The organism is Streptomyces sp. NBC_01314, from assembly GCF_041435215.1.
Taxonomy (GTDB): domain Bacteria; phylum Actinomycetota; class Actinomycetes; order Streptomycetales; family Streptomycetaceae; genus Streptomyces.
On record NZ_CP108394.1, the window covers coordinates 7,003,302 to 7,018,572 of the forward strand.

At 70.9% G+C, this 15,271-nt stretch carries 13 protein-coding genes; 12 read left to right on the plus strand and 1 reads right to left on the minus strand.

From position 1 onward, the window contains the following. Positions 1 to 30 precede the first annotated feature (30 nt). The 10 genes from OG622_RS30900 (at position 31) to OG622_RS30945 (ending at position 10,381) form a co-directional block, all read left to right on the plus strand. Entirely contained in the window at positions 31 to 726 is a 696-nt protein-coding gene (locus OG622_RS30900) for an FMN-binding negative transcriptional regulator (RefSeq protein WP_371579894.1), read from the plus strand. 83 nt (positions 727 to 809) lie between these two features. Beyond that, positions 810 to 2,138 (plus strand): lysine N(6)-hydroxylase/L-ornithine N(5)-oxygenase family protein, encoded by a 1,329-nt coding sequence (locus OG622_RS30905; protein WP_371579895.1) that lies wholly within the window; start codon positions 810 to 812, stop codon positions 2,136 to 2,138. A gap of 40 nt (positions 2,139 to 2,178) precedes the next feature. Then, complete coding sequence (locus OG622_RS30910; RefSeq protein ID WP_371579896.1) at positions 2,179 to 2,394, plus strand: MbtH family protein; 216 nt, start codon at positions 2,179 to 2,181, stop codon at positions 2,392 to 2,394. Further along, on the plus strand, positions 2,391 to 3,287 hold the full coding sequence (locus OG622_RS30915; protein ID WP_371579897.1) for a dimethylarginine dimethylaminohydrolase family protein: 897 nt from the start codon (positions 2,391 to 2,393) through the stop codon (positions 3,285 to 3,287). The genes OG622_RS30910 and OG622_RS30915 overlap by 4 nt, the downstream gene beginning before the upstream one ends. 469 nt (positions 3,288 to 3,756) lie before the next feature. Beyond that, positions 3,757 to 4,986, plus strand: coding sequence for a cytochrome P450 (locus OG622_RS30920; protein WP_371579898.1), 1,230 nt, complete (start codon positions 3,757 to 3,759; stop codon positions 4,984 to 4,986). Positions 4,987 to 5,228: 242 nt separating this feature from the next. Next, the gene (locus OG622_RS30925) at positions 5,229 to 5,726 is read left to right on the plus strand and encodes an AAA family ATPase (protein WP_371579899.1); all 498 of its coding nucleotides are present in this window, start codon (positions 5,229 to 5,231) and stop codon (positions 5,724 to 5,726) included. A 209-nt stretch (positions 5,727 to 5,935) separates the two neighbouring features. Beyond that, positions 5,936 to 6,976, plus strand: a complete 1,041-nt coding sequence (argC, locus tag OG622_RS30930) for an N-acetyl-gamma-glutamyl-phosphate reductase (RefSeq protein WP_371579900.1) — start codon at positions 5,936 to 5,938, stop codon at positions 6,974 to 6,976. Continuing rightward, positions 6,973 to 8,124, plus strand: coding sequence for a bifunctional glutamate N-acetyltransferase/amino-acid acetyltransferase ArgJ (gene argJ / locus OG622_RS30935; RefSeq protein ID WP_371579901.1), 1,152 nt, complete (start codon positions 6,973 to 6,975; stop codon positions 8,122 to 8,124). Before argC ends, argJ begins: the two co-directional genes overlap by 4 nt. Before the next feature lie 59 nt (positions 8,125 to 8,183). Then, the gene (gene argB / locus OG622_RS30940; protein ID WP_371584279.1) at positions 8,184 to 9,122 is read left to right on the plus strand and encodes an acetylglutamate kinase; all 939 of its coding nucleotides are present in this window, start codon (positions 8,184 to 8,186) and stop codon (positions 9,120 to 9,122) included. Next, on the plus strand, positions 9,119 to 10,381 hold the full coding sequence (locus OG622_RS30945; RefSeq protein ID WP_371579902.1) for an acetylornithine transaminase: 1,263 nt from the start codon (positions 9,119 to 9,121) through the stop codon (positions 10,379 to 10,381). The genes argB and OG622_RS30945 overlap by 4 nt, the downstream gene beginning before the upstream one ends. Before the next feature lie 194 nt (positions 10,382 to 10,575). Here OG622_RS30945 and OG622_RS30950 read toward each other — a convergent pair whose 3' ends face one another. Continuing rightward, entirely contained in the window at positions 10,576 to 12,105 is a 1,530-nt protein-coding gene (locus OG622_RS30950) for an MFS transporter (protein WP_371579903.1), read from the minus strand. 317 nt (positions 12,106 to 12,422) lie between these two features. Here OG622_RS30950 and OG622_RS30955 point away from each other — a divergent pair, with 317 nt between their 5' ends. Next, on the plus strand, positions 12,423 to 13,163 hold the full coding sequence (locus OG622_RS30955) for a TetR/AcrR family transcriptional regulator (RefSeq protein ID WP_371584280.1): 741 nt from the start codon (positions 12,423 to 12,425) through the stop codon (positions 13,161 to 13,163). A 192-nt stretch (positions 13,164 to 13,355) separates the two neighbouring features. Further along, positions 13,356 to 15,107, plus strand: a complete 1,752-nt coding sequence (locus tag OG622_RS30960) for a serine hydrolase domain-containing protein (RefSeq protein ID WP_371579904.1) — start codon at positions 13,356 to 13,358, stop codon at positions 15,105 to 15,107. The last annotated feature ends 164 nt before the right edge of the window (positions 15,108 to 15,271 follow it).

A 15,271-nucleotide genomic window follows, 5' to 3' on the forward strand; every position in this document is an offset into this window, starting at 1 on the left:
CCCTGTAGCGCCGAGAATTGGTAGGTCCGAATGTTCGTTCCCGATCCGTACCGGGAGCCGGACGGCTCGTGGATGACCGAGCTGATCCGCCTCAACCCCTTCGCCCTGCTGGTGTCCAACGGTCCCGCCGACGCCGACCCGTACGCCACCCACCTCCCCGTGCTCCGTGATCCGGAGTGGACCGGCGAGTGGACCGAGAACCTGGCCGGCGGCCGGCTCGTCGGCCACATGAACAGGGAGAACCCGCACTGGACCGCCCTGGAGACCGGCACCCCCGTCCTCATCACCTTCACCGGCCCGCACGCCTATGTGTCGCCCACGGTGTACGACATCACCCCTGCCGCACCCACCTGGGACTTCACCTCGGTCCACGTCCACGGTGTCTTCCACAAGATCGAGGCCGCCGCCCCCGGCGAGGACACGCTTGAGGTCTGCAAGGACACCGTGAAGGCCTACGAGCGCGACTTCGGCGCCGCCAAGGCCTGGGACATGTCCCGCTCCATCGACTACTTCGCGACGATCCTGCCCGCGGTGGGCGCCTTCCGCGTCGAGATCACCGGCGCCGAGGGCATGTTCAAGCTCAGCCAGGAACAGGACCAGGAGATCCGCGAGCGGGTCCAGAAGGACTTCGCCCTGCGTGACTCCACCCAGTACCGCGAGACGGCGGACCTGATGGACCGCATGGAGAAGACGGGCACTGTCCAGGGCTGCCCGGTCCATCACTGAGTTCAACTGTCCGACCACCACCGTCGTTGACGCCCCAAAAAGACGCAACGTACCTTTCCAGCACACCACTTGCGGGAGAACTCATGGAAGCTCACACCGACGCGTACGAGGTCGTGGGAATAGGCTTCGGGCCGTCCAACCTGTCGCTCGCCATCGCACTGGAGGAGCAGCGCGGAAAGGACGAGAAACCGCTCACCGCGGCCTTCTTCGAGAAGCAGGCCTCCCTCGGCTGGCACCGCAACATGCTGCTTCCCGACACGAAGATGCAGATCTCCTTCCTGAAGGATCTGGCGACTTTCCGCAATCCGGCTTCCCAGTGGAGTTTCATCGCCTATCTGCACGCCGCCGGCCGCCTGGCCCAGTTCGTGAACAACCAGGACTTCTTCCCCACCCGGAACGAATTCCACGACTACCTCGACTGGGCGGAGTCGAGTTTCTCGGACCGGGTCACCTACAACTGCGAGGTGAACGCGGTCCACCTCCCCGACGGGTACACCGGCGGGCCCGTCGACACCGTGCGTGTCGAGGTGAAGGACAACGGCCCGCGCGGCGGCACCCGCCTCGTCGAGGCACGCAACCTGGTCGTCTCCACCGGCCTCGTCCCCAAGATGCCCACCGGCATCGAACGCGGCGAACGCGTCTGGCACAGCTCCGAGTTCCTCGGCCGGTTCGACACCCTCGACCGGGACCGCGTCCGGCGCTTCGCCGTCGTGGGCGCCGGCCAGAGCGCCGCCGAGATCACCCGGTACGTCTACGACACGGTCCCGAACGCCGAGGTCTACGCGATCATGCCGTCGTACGGCTACTCGATCGCCGACGACACCCCCTACGCCAACCGCATCTTCGACGCCGACGCCGTCGACGACTACTACGGCGGCACCGACCGCACCCGCGAGTCGTTCTGGCGCTACCACCGCAACACCAACTACGGCGTCGCCGACGACGAGGTCATCCGCGACCTCTACCAGCGCGCGTACGACGACGAGGTCGCCCGGATCAAGCGCCTCCACCTGCTCAACCTCTCCCGGGTCCGGACCGTCGAACAGACCGCCGACGGGGCCCGGCTCACGATGCACTCCGTACGGGACGACTCCACGTACGGCCTCGACGTCGACGCGATCGTCTTCGCCACGGGCTACGACTCCATGGACCCGACGGCGCTGCTGGGCGATCTGGCGCCCCACTGCCTGCGCGACGAGGAGGGCCGCCTGCGGGTCGAACGCGACTACCGCCTCGTCACGTCGCCGGACCTCAACGTCGGCATCTACCTCCAGGGCGGCACCGAGCACACCCACGGCCTGGCCTCCGCGTTGCTGTCCAACATCGCCATCCGCAGTGGCGAGATAGCCGACGCCATCGCGATCGACCTGGCGGCACGACAGCACACGACAGCCCGGTCCACGATCGGCTGATCCACCAACCAACCCGCAGAAAAAGGGAGTTGAACCCGTCATGAGCACCAACCCGTTCGACGACGCCAACGGCACCTTCCACGTCCTCGTCAACGACGAGGAGCAGCACTCGCTGTGGCCGACCTTCACCCCGGTCCCGGCGGGCTGGCGGGTGGTCTTCAGCGACGCGGGCCGGCAGGAGTGCCTGGAGTACATCGAGCGGCACTGGACCGACCTGCGCCCCAAGAGCCTGCGTGAGGCCATGGCCGCCGTATGAGCGCCCGCCGCGAGGGCGTCCTCCCCCGCCCTCGCGCGGCGGTACGCGGCCGGACCCCCCTCCGGCCCGCGTACCGCCGTGGGGAGCGCTCCGCCACCCGCCGCCGGTACCTGATGTGCCAGCCGTATCCGTTCGACGCGGCGGAGGCGGACCGTCCCTGGACGGACCGGACGGCGGGGCGAGCGCTGACCTCCCGGCGCGCCCTGACGCAGTGGGGCCGCCTCTACAGCCTCTATCTCTCCCTCGGCCACGACGTACGCCTGATCGGCCCGCTGCCCGGACTCCCCGACGCGGTCCGGGCGGCGGCCACCGCCACGGTGGTGGACGGCCTGGTGCTGGGGGCGCGCCGAGGAGAAGGGGACGGGGAACCGGCGTATCTGGACTGGTTCCGCGCCCATGGCTTCACCGAGGTGCGGGGCGCCGCGTACGCCAACGAGGGCGCCCGGGACTTCCTGGCCACCGGCAGCCGGCTCCTGGCCGGCCACCGGTCCGCCGGCCCGCCCGACGCCCACCGCGAGGCCCGCGGCTATTTCCGGCGCCCCCTGATCAGCCTGGAACTGGCCGATCCCCGCTTCCCCCACCTCGACACCGCCCTCACCGTCCTGGACGGCGACGAGATCATGTACTGCCCCGCCGCGTTCTCCGAGGCCGGCCGGGACGTCCTGGCCGGCCTCTTCCCCGACGCCCTGGTGGTGGACGAGCCCGACGCGGCGGCACCGGCCCTGAACGCCGTCAGCGACGGCCTCCACGTGGTCCTGCCGGAGGGGGCCGATCGTGTCGCTGCGGGCCTGCGCGACAGGGGCTTCCGCCCGATCGGGACGGACCTCTCGGAGCTGCTGCGGGGAGACGGCGGTGTCAGGTCCTGCACGCTGGAGCTGGGGCCGGGCGCGTGACGGCTCGGGGGCCGGGGTAGTCGGGCGACCGCGGGTCCGGTGGGGGCTGGTCGCGCAGTTCCCCGCGCCCCTGAAAAGCAGGGGCTGCGCCCCGTGCTTCTCGGCCCGCGCAGGCCCCGTCGCCGACAGGCCTACGGGCCCGCCGACAGGCCTACGGGCCTGTCGCCGTCGGGCCCGCTGGCCGTCGCCTTTCAGGCCCGCAGGGCCTGGTCTTTCAGGGGCGCGGGGAACTGCGCGAGAAGCCCCACCGGACCCGCGGTCGCCCGACAACCCCGGACCCCCGAGCTCCCCCGAGGGCCGCGCAGCGCACCCGCCGCGCGGCCCTCAGCCATGCCGCAGGCACACCGCACCACACCGCACACCATCCCGGACAGTTGAACGCGGTAGGAAACATACCGCTCTACCGGTATGTTTCAGGCCATCCGGTCGGCCCTGCTGTCGGCGGACACGTCCCACGGATGGAGAGACCATGTCGCAGGAAGTCCTCAGCCTGACCTCGAAGTTCGTCAGCACCCCCGGCGGCTTCACGAGCCTGCGCGAGCAGGCGCCGCTGGTGCGGGTGACGCTGCCGGATGTCGAGACCCCCGTCTGGCTGATCACCCGCTACGCGGACGCCAAGGCGGCCCTCACCGACCCCCGGTTCGTGCGCGACAGCGCCAAGCTGCCCGGCCAGGACGGCCCGAGCATCGCCGACCAGATGATCGAGGCGTACGGGCTGCCCGCGGAGTACCGCGACTACCTCGGCATCCTCGTGCTGGCCGACGGCGAGGACCACACCCGGATACGCACCCTGATCACCCGCGCCTTCACGGCCCGCCGTATCAACGCCCTGCGCCCGAGGATCGAGAAGATCACCCAGGACCTGTACGCGGCGATGGCCGCCCGGGGCGAGGCCGACCTGCTGGAGAGCCTCAGCCACCCCCTGGCCGGCTTCGGGGTCTGCGAACTGATCGGCGTGGACGCGGCCGACCAGCCCCAGATCTGCGCCTGGATCCGCGACTACATCTCCGGTGACCCGGAGCGCTTCATCCCGGCCCTCAAGGGCATGGTGGAGCACTGCAAGAAGCTCATCGAGGAGCGCACGGCCGCCCTGTCGGACGACCTGATCTCCGAACTGATCCGGGTGAGCCAGGAGGAGGGCGACTTCGGCGAGACGGAGATCGTCGCCATCTTCCTGCTGCTGATCAACACGGGCATCATGCCGCCCGCCCACTTCATCGCCGACGCGATCCTCGCCCTGCTCGACCACCCCGACCAGCTCGCCCGCCTGCGCGAGGAGCCCGAGCTGCTCGCCGGCCGCGCGGTCCCGGAACTCCTCCGCTTCACCACGCCGGTGCCGATCGGTGCCCCCCTGTACGCCACCGAGGACCTGGAGTTCGCCGGGATGCCCGTCAGGCGGGGCGAGGCGGTCACGACCGCGCTGCTCGGCGTCAACCACGACCCGCACGAGTTCCCGAGCGGCGCCGACAAGCTCGACATCGGCCGTGAACTCGGGCGCGGAGTGGGCCACATGGCCTTCGGGCACGGCCCGCACTTCTGCATCGGCGCCGCCCTCGCCCGCCTCCAGGCCGAGGTGGTCCTGGACACCCTGTTCGTCCGCAACGACGGCCTGACCCTCGCCGTGGACCGCGACGCGCTGGAGTACGTGGCCATGCCGGGCGACGGCATCCACCTGGTGTCGCTGCCCGTGCGGCTCTGAGCCGGCCGGGAACCCCTGACCTTTCCGTCCTCCGCGGTCAACTCTGGACTGGACACCCGCCCTTGGACGATCCTTGACGGACAGTCGTGGGGGCCGGGTTCACCTCCCTCGGACATCCCCGTACACCCCGTACTCCTTGAACACCCTGATCGACGGCCCGCCCGGAGCGGGCCGTTCGGTCATGTACGGGTTCCCCGGGGCAGCACCCGGCTCGTCCACCCAGACCCGAGAGGAGACGAGCCATGGCCGACGCGGTTCTGCCCGACCCGATCATGATCGTGCTGCTGGGGGCGACAGGCAGCGGCAAGAGCGCGCTCGCCGGAGCCTGGCCACCGAGCGCGGTGCTGGAACTGGACGCGTTCCGGGAGCGGATCTGCGACGACCCGGTCGACGAGGACGCGACCGACGAGGCGGTCCATGTCATGGGGGAGGTGCTGGAAGCGCGGCTGGCCCGCCGGCTGACCACGGTCGTCGACGCGGACGGCCCCGACCGCGCGGTGCGCGCGAAACTGCTCGACATCGCCGGCCGGCACCGCGTCCCGGCGGCCGCGCTCATCCTGACCACCCCGCTGGAGACCTGTCTGGAGCGCAACGCCCGGCGCCCGCCGGAACGCCGCGTCCCCGACGAGGCCGTACGCCTCCAGTACGCGGAGACGGTCGACGCCACTCCCGACCTCCCGGCGGAGGGGTTCGGGTATGTCGAGGCCGTGTACGGGGGGCCGTTGCGGCTCGTGGGCTGAACCGCCCGGCGTACGGCGCCCCGAGCCCAGCGAACGGCGGGCGCCGGGCGCCGGGCGCCGGGCAATGAACGGTGAACGGGGCGGTGGCATCGGGCTGATGCCACCGCCCCGTTCTCGTCCCTTGGTCTTGTCATGTTCATGATGAAACATCTTGTTGGGCCGGTCCGCCGCCGGTTACAACGGCAGCCCATGCCAACCCGGGAGGGGTCATGACAGTGCGAGCAGCGGTAGCCGGAGCGAGCGGTTATGCGGGAGGTGAGCTTCTCCGCCTGCTACTCGGGCACCCCGAGGTGGAGATCGGTGCCCTGACGGGAAACGCGAACGCGGGGCAGCTGCTGGGCGGCCTCCAACCGCACCTGCCGCCACTGGCCGGCCGGGTGCTGGAGCCGACGACGACGGAGGTGCTGGCCGGGCAGGGCCGACGGCATGACGTGGTGTTCCTCGCCCTGCCGCACGGCCAGTCGGCGGCCGTCGCCAGGGAGCTGGGCCCGGACGTGCTCGTCGTGGACTGCGGCGCCGACTTCCGGCTGCGCCGCAGCACCGACTGGGAGCGCTTCTACGGCTCCCCGCACGCCGGTACCTGGCCCTACGGCCTGCCCGAACTGCCCGGAGCACGCGCGGAGCTGGCCCGTACGAACCGGATCGCGGTCCCGGGCTGCTACCCGACCGCCGTCTCGCTCGCCCTCTTCCCCGCCTACGCCGCCCGCCTCGCCGAACCCGAGGCCGTGGTCGTCGCCGCCTCCGGGACCTCCGGTGCGGGCAAGGCGGCCAAGCCGCACCTCCTCGGCTCCGAGGTCATGGGGTCGATGAGCCCGTACGGCGTGGGTGGTGAACACCGGCACACCCCTGAAATGATGCAGAACCTGGGCGCCGCCGCGGGGGAGCCGGTCTCCGTCTCCTTCACCCCGACGCTGGCGCCCATGCCCCGCGGCATCCTCGCCACCTGCAGCGCGAAGGCGAAGCCGGGGGTCACCGCCGACGACGTACGGACCGCGTACGAGAAGGCCCTGCACGACGAACCGTTCGTCCGGCTGCTGCCCGAGGGGCAGTGGCCCACCACGGCCGCCGTGTACGGGTCGAACGCGGCACAGATCCAGGTCGCCCTCGACGCCTCGGCCGGCCGGATCATCGCGATCAGCGCCATCGACAACCTGACCAAGGGCACCGCGGGGGGTGCCGTCCAGAGCATGAACGTCGCCCTCGGGCTCCCCGAGGACCTGGGGCTTTCCACGATCGGAGTCGCACCATGAGCGTCACCGCAGCGAAAGGGTTCTGGGCGGCGGGCGTCGTCGCCGGGATCAAACAGAACGGCAATCCGGACCTCGCCCTCGTGGTCAACAACGGTCCGCGGTCGGCCGCCGCCGGTGTCTTCACCTCCAACCGGGTCCAGGCCGCCCCCGTCAGGTGGTCCCGCCAGGCCCTGGCCGACGGCCATGTGTCCGCGGTCGTCCTCAACTCCGGTGGCGCCAACGCCTGCACGGGGCCCGAGGGCGACCAGGACACCTACGTCACCGCCCGGAGGACCGCGGAGGTCCTCGGCCGCGGTGTCGACGAGGTGGCCGTGGCCTCCACGGGACTCATCGGCGTACGGCTGCCGATGGACAGGCTGCTCCCGGGGGTCGAGACGGCCGCCGCCCGACTCTCCGCGGACGGCGGCGAGCAGGCGGCCGTCGCCATCAAGACCACCGACACCGTGCACAAGACGGCCGTGTACGAGGGGGACGGCTGGACGGTCGGCGGTATGGCCAAGGGCGCCGGCATGCTCGCCCCCGGTCTCGCCACCATGCTGGCCGTCCTCACCACGGACGCCGACGTGCCGAGCGCCGCGCTGGGAACGGCGTTGCGCGCCGCCACCAGGACCACCTTCGACCGCGTCGACTCCGACGGCTGCATGTCCACCAACGACACGGTCCTGCTGCTCGCCTCCGGAGCCGCCGAAGTCACCCCGGGACCCGAGGAGTTCGCCGAGGCCGTACGCGCCGTCTGCGCCGACCTCGCCCGGCAGCTCATCGGCGACGCCGAGGGCGCGAGCAAGGACATCCGCATCGAGGTGGTGGGCGCGGACAGCGAGGCCGACGCGGTCGAGGTGGGCCGCACGATCGCCCGCAACAACCTCCTCAAGTGCGCCGTCCACGGCGAGGACCCCAACTGGGGGCGAGTGCTGTCCGCGATCGGTACGACCGCCGCCGTCTTCGACCCCGACCGGCTGAACGTCGCCATCAACGACGTCTGGGTGTGCAAGAGCGGTTCGGTCGGTGAGGACCGCGCACTGGTCGACATGAGCGGCCGCGAGGTGCGCATCACCGCCGACCTCGCAGCCGGCACCGAGTCCGCCGTGATCTGGGCCAACGACCTGACCGCCCAGTACGTCCACGAGAACAGCGAGTACTCGTCGTGACCACAGTCATCGAAACCGGCGCCGACGCCGGACCCGAAAGCCATCTGACCCCGACCGGCCTGGCCGCGGACCGCAGACAGAAGGCGCTGCCCAAGGCCCACGCGCTCGTCGAGGCACTGCCGTGGATGGCCCGCCACCAGGGCAAGACCATCGTCATCAAGTTCGGCGGCAACGCCATGGTCGACCAGGCACTCAAGGCCGCCTTCGCCCAGGACATCCTGTTCCTGAGGCACGCCGGCCTGAACCCGGTCGTCGTGCACGGCGGCGGCCCGCAGATCAGCGCCCAGCTCGAACGCCTCGGCCTGAAGTCCCACTTCACCGGCGGTCTGCGGGTCACCACCGACGAGACCATGGATGTCGTCCGCATGGTCCTCGCCGGTCAGGTGCAGCGCGAGCTGGTCGGGCTGCTCAACGAGCACGGGCCGCACGCCGTCGGGATGACCGGCGAGGACGCCCGGCTGATGACCGCCGTGAAGTGCTACGCCGACGTCGACGGCAAGCCGGTCGACATCGGCCGGGTCGGCGAGGTCGCCAGCGTCGACGCAGGCGTGGTCCAGGCCCTCATCGACAACGGGCGCATCCCCGTCATCTCCTCCATCGCCCGTAGCTCCGACGCCAAGGACGCGGCCGGGGGCGGCGTCTTCAACGTCAACGCGGACACCGCCGCCGCAGCCCTGGCCGCCGCGCTCGGCGCCGAGATGCTGCTCATCCTCACCGACGTCGAGGGCCTCTACGCCGACTGGCCGCACAGCGAGGAGGTCATCCCCAGGCTCAGCGCGAGCGAACTGCGCGACCTGCTGCCCGGCCTGGCCAGCGGCATGATCCCCAAGATGGAGGGCTGCCTGCACGCCGTCAGCAACGGAGTGCGCACAGCCCGCGTCATCGACGGCCGGGTGCAGCACTCCGTCCTGCTGGAGATCTTCACCAACGAGGGCATCGGCACGATGGTCGTGCCGGACGAGACCCGGTCCACGAGCCGAATGGAGGCGGCCGCATGAGCGGCGATACGAACGGCGATACGAACGGCGATAGGAACGGCGATACGGACGGCGACACGAGCGGTACCGGACGCGGGGCGGGCGGTGACCTCACCCGCCGCTGGCAGGGCGCCATGATGGACAACTTCGGCACCCCACGCCTGGCCCTGGCGCGCGGGCAGGGCACGCGTGTGTGGGACACGGACGGCAACGAGTACCTGGACCTCCTGGCCGGCATCGCGGTCAACTCCCTCGGCCACGCGCACCCCGCGATCCTGCGCGCCGTCACCGGACAGGCGGCCTCCCTCGGCCACATCTCCAACTTCTTCGTGGCCGAACCGACGGTGGCCCTGGCGGAGCGCCTGCTGGACCTGTCCGGCCGCGCGGGGCGGGTGTACTTCTCCAACTCCGGCGCCGAGGCCAACGAGGCCGCCTTCAAAATAGGCCGCCGCACGGGCCGCCCGCACATGGTCTCCACGCTGGGCGGCTTCCACGGCCGCACGATGGGCGCGCTGTCCCTGACCGGCCAGTCCGCCAAGCGGGCCCCGTTCGCCCCACTCCCGGGCCCGGTCGACTTCGTCCGGTACGGCGACGTGGACGCCCTGCGCGCGACGGTCACCCAGGACACCGCGATGCTCGTCCTGGAGCCGATCCAGGGCGAGAACGGCGTGGTGACGCCGCCTCCCGGCTATCTGCGAGCGGCCCGGGAGATCACCGCCTCCACCGGCACCCTCCTGGTCCTGGACGAGGTCCAGACCGGCATCGGCCGTACCGGCCACTGGTTCGCGGCGCGGGCGGAGGGCGTCGAGGCGGACGTGACGACGCTGGCCAAGGGCCTGGGCGGCGGCCTGCCCATCGGCGCGACGCTCGCCCACGGCCGGGCGGCGGACCTGCTGACGCCCGGCTCCCACGGCTCCACGTTCAGCGGCGGCCCGGTCGTCTGCGCGGCGGCGCTCGCGGTCCTGGAGACGATCGCGAACGAGGGTCTGCTGGCCCATGTGAAACGCGTCGGCGAGCGCCTGCGCACGGGTATCGAGGCGCTGTCCCACCCCTTGGTGTCCGAAGTCCGGGGCGCGGGCCTGCTGTTGGGCATCGTCCTGAGGGAGCCCGCGGCCGCCCGGATCCAGCACGCGGCCCAGCGGGCGGGCTTCCTCCTCAACGCGGCGACCCCGCACGTCGTCCGCCTGACACCACCCCTGATCCTGTCGGACGAGGACGTGGACCTGTTCCTGCGCGAACTCCCGTCGATCCTGAACGAACCGCCGACGACACACCCCTAGTCGGCGGCGCAGCCGCCACTCAGGGGCGCGGGGCTGTGTCGAGGTGCGGCTCCGCCGCGCGGGCGCGACCAGCCACGACGAACCCGCACCGGCCCACGCACCAGAACCTCCCGAGCTCGTAGGCACCCAAAAACGACGGCGGGGCTCCACGGACCACCCGTGGAGCCCCGCCGTCGTCACGGCCTCGACCGCCCTCAGTGAACCCCCACCACCTCCGGCGCCTTCTCCTCGGCCACCGGCGGAGCCTCTCCCTTGCCCGCCCCCTTCATCAGGAACAACGCGAGCAGAGCCGCACCCACGACCCCGGCCGCCCCGACGGTGAAGCTGCTGGACACCGCACCGGTGAACGCATCCAGCACGGAGTCCAGAAGCCCGGTGTCCTTCGTCCGCGCCGCCACGGCGAGCCCGTCGCCGATGGACTCCCGCGCAGCGGCCGGCGCCGAGGCGGGCATCCCGGAGGAGTACGTGCTGGACAGCACCGCACCCAGCACGGCCACACCGAACGCGGCGCCCGCCTGCTGGATGGTGTCGTTGAGGGCCGAGCCCACCCCCGCGTGCTCCTCCGGTACCGCACTCATGAGCGCGGCGATCGCGGCCGGCATCGCGAGACCCGCACCCGCGCCCATCAGCGTCATCGCCACTGCCAGCGTCCCGAAACCGTCCCCCGTGGACAGCGTCGACAGCGTGGCGAACCCGCCCGCGATGACCAGGAGTCCGCTGACGGCGAGCGCCCGGTTGCCGATCTTCTTGGCCAGCGCGGCGCCGACGCCGTTGAAGACGAGTGAGGCGACGGCGGCCGGCATGAAGGCGAGACCCGTCTCGGTGGGGGAGTAGCCCATCACAAACTGGAGGTACTGCGTGAGGACCAGCATCAGACCGCCGTTGGCGAACGTCAGCAGGACCAGCGAGAAGCTCGCCCCGGTGAACACCCGGTTCTTGAACAGCGAGATGGGGATCATCGGCGAGTCGATCCGGGTCTCCCAGATCCCGAAGCCGACCAGTGCCAGCACGCTCACGACGGCCGCCGCCAGCGTGCCCGGGTGCGTGATGCCGTCCTTCGGCCACTCGTTGATCGTCCACACCAGCGCGGTCATTCCGACCACCGACAGTACGGTGCCCACCGGGTCGGGCTTGCGCCACGGCCCCTTGGACTCCGGCATCAGCACCAGCGCGGAGACGATCGCGAGCAGGGCGATCGGGATGTTGATGAGGAAGACCGCGCCCCACCAGAAGTGGGCGATGAGCACACCGCCGAACACGGGGCCGCCGACCAGACCGATCATGGCCACGGCGCTCCACGCGCCGATCGCCTTGGGCCGCTCCTCCTCGTCGAAGACGGTGATGAGGATCGACAGCGTGCTGGGCATCAACAGAGCGCCGCCGATGCCCATCAGCACCCGGGCGAAGATCAGCATCTCCGCGCTTCCGGCCCAGGTGGCCAGCACCGAAGCGGCCCCGAAGACCGCCAGGCCGATGATCATGACCTTGCGGCGGCCGTACCGGTCGGACAGGCTTCCCGCGGTCAGCAGCAGACCGGCGAAGACCAGCATGTACGACTCCAGGATCCATTGGATGTCCTGGGCGCTCGCCTCCAGATCCTCCGCGATCGGCGGCACCGCCACCGTCAGGACCATGTTGTCGATGACCAGCACCAGCGTGCTGAGGCACAACACGATCAGGATCAGCCAGCGGCGAGGATGACGTTCCTTGACGTCGACTTCCATGACGAAACCTTTCGAACGGAGATGTGGGGCGGGGCTGCTCCGAATTTCAATAAAACCAGCAACGCGGTTTGTTATCCAGTCGATTTTGCGCCTCGCCTATTCATCACCTTCTCGCCGTCGAGCGCACGCCGTACGGGGAGCGTACAGTGTGCGCAATCCCGTACGGCGTTTCGGGGGTCGGTACCCTGACGTGCGAGAGGGGCGTGTGTGAGTTCCGGCAGCTCTGGGAGTTCCGGCAGCTCTGGGGGCTCCGTGAGCTCTGTGGGCTCCGGGAAGTCGACAAAGGCAAGGGCAAGGACAAGGACGAGGAGGCCGCGATGTCCGAGAACCAGGTGATCGGGTCCGTATGGACCCGCCCGCGGCGCCAGAAACGCGAACAGCCCGCGCTGAGCCGCGAGGTCATCGTGGCGGAGGCCGTGAAGCTGCTGGACGAGGAGGGCGCCGCCGCGCTGAGCATGCGCCGCCTCGGCGCCCGGCTGAACGCGGGCGCGACCTCGATGTACTCGCACGTGGCGAACAAGGACGAGCTGATCGAACTGGTCGTCGACCACGTCTATGGCGAGATGGAGGCGCCGGGCCCGGACGCCGCCGCCGACTGGCGGGCGGCCGCGGCCCGTTGTGCCCACGGTGTTCGCTCGACGATCTTGCGGCACGCGTGGAGCGCCCCGATGCTGGGCGAGGTGGGTGTCTCCCTCGGGCCGAACTCGATGCGGCTCACGGAGGGCATGCTCGCCATGCTGGAGGAGGCGGGCTTCGACCTCGAACAGGCCGACCACGTGGTGCGGATCCTCTTCGCGTACGTGATGGGCATGACCACCAGCGAGGCGGCCTGGCTCACGATGCTCGCCCGCAGCGGGCAGAGCCAGGAGGACTGGACGCGCAAGGTGTGGCCGGCCGTCGAACAGGCCACCCGCGACTATCCGCACCTCCGTCGGCGCTATGCCGCGCAGGAAGGCGGCCGTACGTCCGAGGTCCTCGTGGACAACTTCGGCCACGGACTCGACTGGGTTCTCGACGGCCTCCAGGCCCGCCTCGACCGGCCTTCCGTGAAGGGCTGAACCGGGCCCGGTCCGCGTTCCCGGCGAACCGTCCACGGTGATCAGTACCGGCCGTGGGCGGTTTTCTCCGGCCGGTTCTGAACGCCGTACGGACTTGCGCACACTGTTCGCAGTTCGTACAGTGTTCCCCACGCCGTACAACGTGTGGTCCGGGCAGGGCCATCGGTATCCCAACCCCCATAAGGACACGCCATGTCGAAGAAGACGCAGGGATCGCAGTGGAACGACCTCCGCAGCTGGATCGCGACCGGCAGCTGGGAGGCCAGTGACAGTTGGGGTCTGACCGGGACCTGGACGATGGACGGCGCCTCCGGCACCTGGGAGAGCACGACGGACAGCACGACGGACAGCACGACAGACAGCGCAAGGGACAGCACGAGGGGCACGTTCGGCAGCGCGAATCCGGCGGCGCCCCCGCGGCCCCCTGCGGACCCCGCCCCCGCGGCCTCCGCCCCCACAGCCCCCGTCCTCAAGATCGTGGCCACCCCCGACACCGCCCCCGAGACCACCGCCGCATCCGACGCCGACCCCGACGCCAACGCCGACGCCGTGGAGCCGGCCACCGGCCGCCGTATCGACGTCGGCCACTGGCAGCACCGCCTCGACGAGCTGCGGGAGGCGCACGACGTGCCCGGCGCGACCCTCGCCTTCGTGATCGACGACGAGGTCCAGGAGCTGGCCAGCGGTGTCCTCAACCGCAGGACCGGGGTGGAGGCCACCACCGACTCCGTCTTCCAGCTCGGCTCGATCGCCAAGGTCTACACGGCCGCCCTGATCATGCAGCTGGTGGAGTCCGGCGACCTCGACCTCGACGCCCCGGTGGTCACCGTCCTGCCGGAGTTCGCGACCATCGACCCCGAGGCCACGAAGGTCATCACCCCCCGCATGCTCCTGTCCCACACCAGCGGCCTGACCTGCGACTTCCACCTCGACACCGGGCGCGGCGACGACAGCCTGGCCAAGTACGTCGAGGCCGCCAAGGGCGTGGCGATGGACTGTCCGCCGGGCACGGCGGTGTCGTACAGCGGCATCGGGTACGTGGTGCTCGGCCGCGTCGTCGAGGTGCTGACCGGCACGACCTGGGACCAGGCCCTCAAGGACCGGCTGCTCACCCCGCTCGGCCTGACGCACACCATGACGCTTCCGGAGGAGGTGCTTCCGTTCCGTGCGGCCATGGGACACCTCGCCGGTCCGGAGGGCGAACAGATGCTCGCCCCCGCCTGGGACCTCATGCCGCGCGCCGCGGGCCCGGCCGCCCGGGTGTGCGCCACCGCGGGTGATCTGGTCCGGTTCGCCAGGCCGCACCTCGACAACGGCAGGTCGGCCGACGGCACCCGCCTCCTCGGACCCGACTCGGTCGCCGCGATGCGGCATCGCGAGACGGACGTGCCCGACAAGTGGACCGTGAGCGCCGACGGCTGGGGCCTCGGCTGGACCCTGTACGACTGGGACGGCGTCCCCGGCTTCGGCCACGACGGCGCCTCCATCGGCCAGTACGCCTACCTCCGCGTGGTGCCGGGCGCGGGCGTGGCCGTCGCGCTCCTGACCAATGGCGGCGGCTCCCGCCTCCTCTACGCCGACCTCATGCGCGAACTGCTCTCCGAGCTGGCCGGTGTCACGATGCCCGCCCCCTTCGCCCCCGCCGAGCAGCCGCCCACCGTCGACATCACCCCCTGGGCCGGGACCTACAAGCGCGAGGGCGTGCTCATCACCGTCTCCGAGAAGGAGGGCAGGCCCCACCTGGTCTACGCCTTCGTGGACGGCATGGCCGGCTACTCCCCGGACCTCGAGATGGAGCTCGTCCCCCTCTCCGACACCGTCTTCGCCGGCGCGGGCGGCGGCGCCTCGTTCGCCGAGGACTGGATGCCGGTCGTCTTCGCCACCATGAGCGACGGCTCCAAGTACGCGTACATCGGTATGAGGGCCGCCCCGAAGACGGCGTGAGCCGCTTTCGAGAAGCACGGGGCGCAGCCCCTGCTTCTCAGGGGCGCGGGGAACTGCGCGACAAGCCACGACGCACCCGCACCCGCCGAACCGACCGAACCCCCCGAGTGCGTGGGCGCGCGTGAACGCCGGCTCCCCAGGAGACCGGCGTTCACGCACATGAC

What these genes read in the sequence shown, in the direction of transcription:
- OG622_RS30900 (WP_371579894.1), top strand. Translation starts at nt 31, where the DNA reads ATGTTCGTTCCCGATCCGTACCGGGAGCCGGACGGCTCGTGGATGACC.
- OG622_RS30905 (WP_371579895.1), top strand. Translation starts at nt 810, where the DNA reads ATGGAAGCTCACACCGACGCGTACGAGGTCGTGGGAATAGGCTTCGGG.
- OG622_RS30910 (WP_371579896.1), top strand. Translation starts at nt 2,179, where the DNA reads ATGAGCACCAACCCGTTCGACGACGCCAACGGCACCTTCCACGTCCTC.
- OG622_RS30915 (WP_371579897.1), top strand. Translation starts at nt 2,391, where the DNA reads ATGAGCGCCCGCCGCGAGGGCGTCCTCCCCCGCCCTCGCGCGGCGGTA.
- OG622_RS30920 (WP_371579898.1), top strand. Translation starts at nt 3,757, where the DNA reads ATGTCGCAGGAAGTCCTCAGCCTGACCTCGAAGTTCGTCAGCACCCCC.
- OG622_RS30925 (WP_371579899.1), top strand. Translation starts at nt 5,229, where the DNA reads ATGGCCGACGCGGTTCTGCCCGACCCGATCATGATCGTGCTGCTGGGG.
- argC (WP_371579900.1), top strand. Translation starts at nt 5,936, where the DNA reads ATGACAGTGCGAGCAGCGGTAGCCGGAGCGAGCGGTTATGCGGGAGGT.
- argJ (WP_371579901.1), top strand. Translation starts at nt 6,973, where the DNA reads ATGAGCGTCACCGCAGCGAAAGGGTTCTGGGCGGCGGGCGTCGTCGCC.
- OG622_RS30945 (WP_371579902.1), top strand. Translation starts at nt 9,119, where the DNA reads ATGAGCGGCGATACGAACGGCGATACGAACGGCGATAGGAACGGCGAT.
- OG622_RS30950 (WP_371579903.1), bottom strand. Translation starts at nt 12,105, where the DNA reads ATGGAAGTCGACGTCAAGGAACGTCATCCTCGCCGCTGGCTGATCCTG.
- OG622_RS30955 (WP_371584280.1), top strand. Translation starts at nt 12,423, where the DNA reads ATGTCCGAGAACCAGGTGATCGGGTCCGTATGGACCCGCCCGCGGCGC.
- OG622_RS30960 (WP_371579904.1), top strand. Translation starts at nt 13,356, where the DNA reads ATGTCGAAGAAGACGCAGGGATCGCAGTGGAACGACCTCCGCAGCTGG.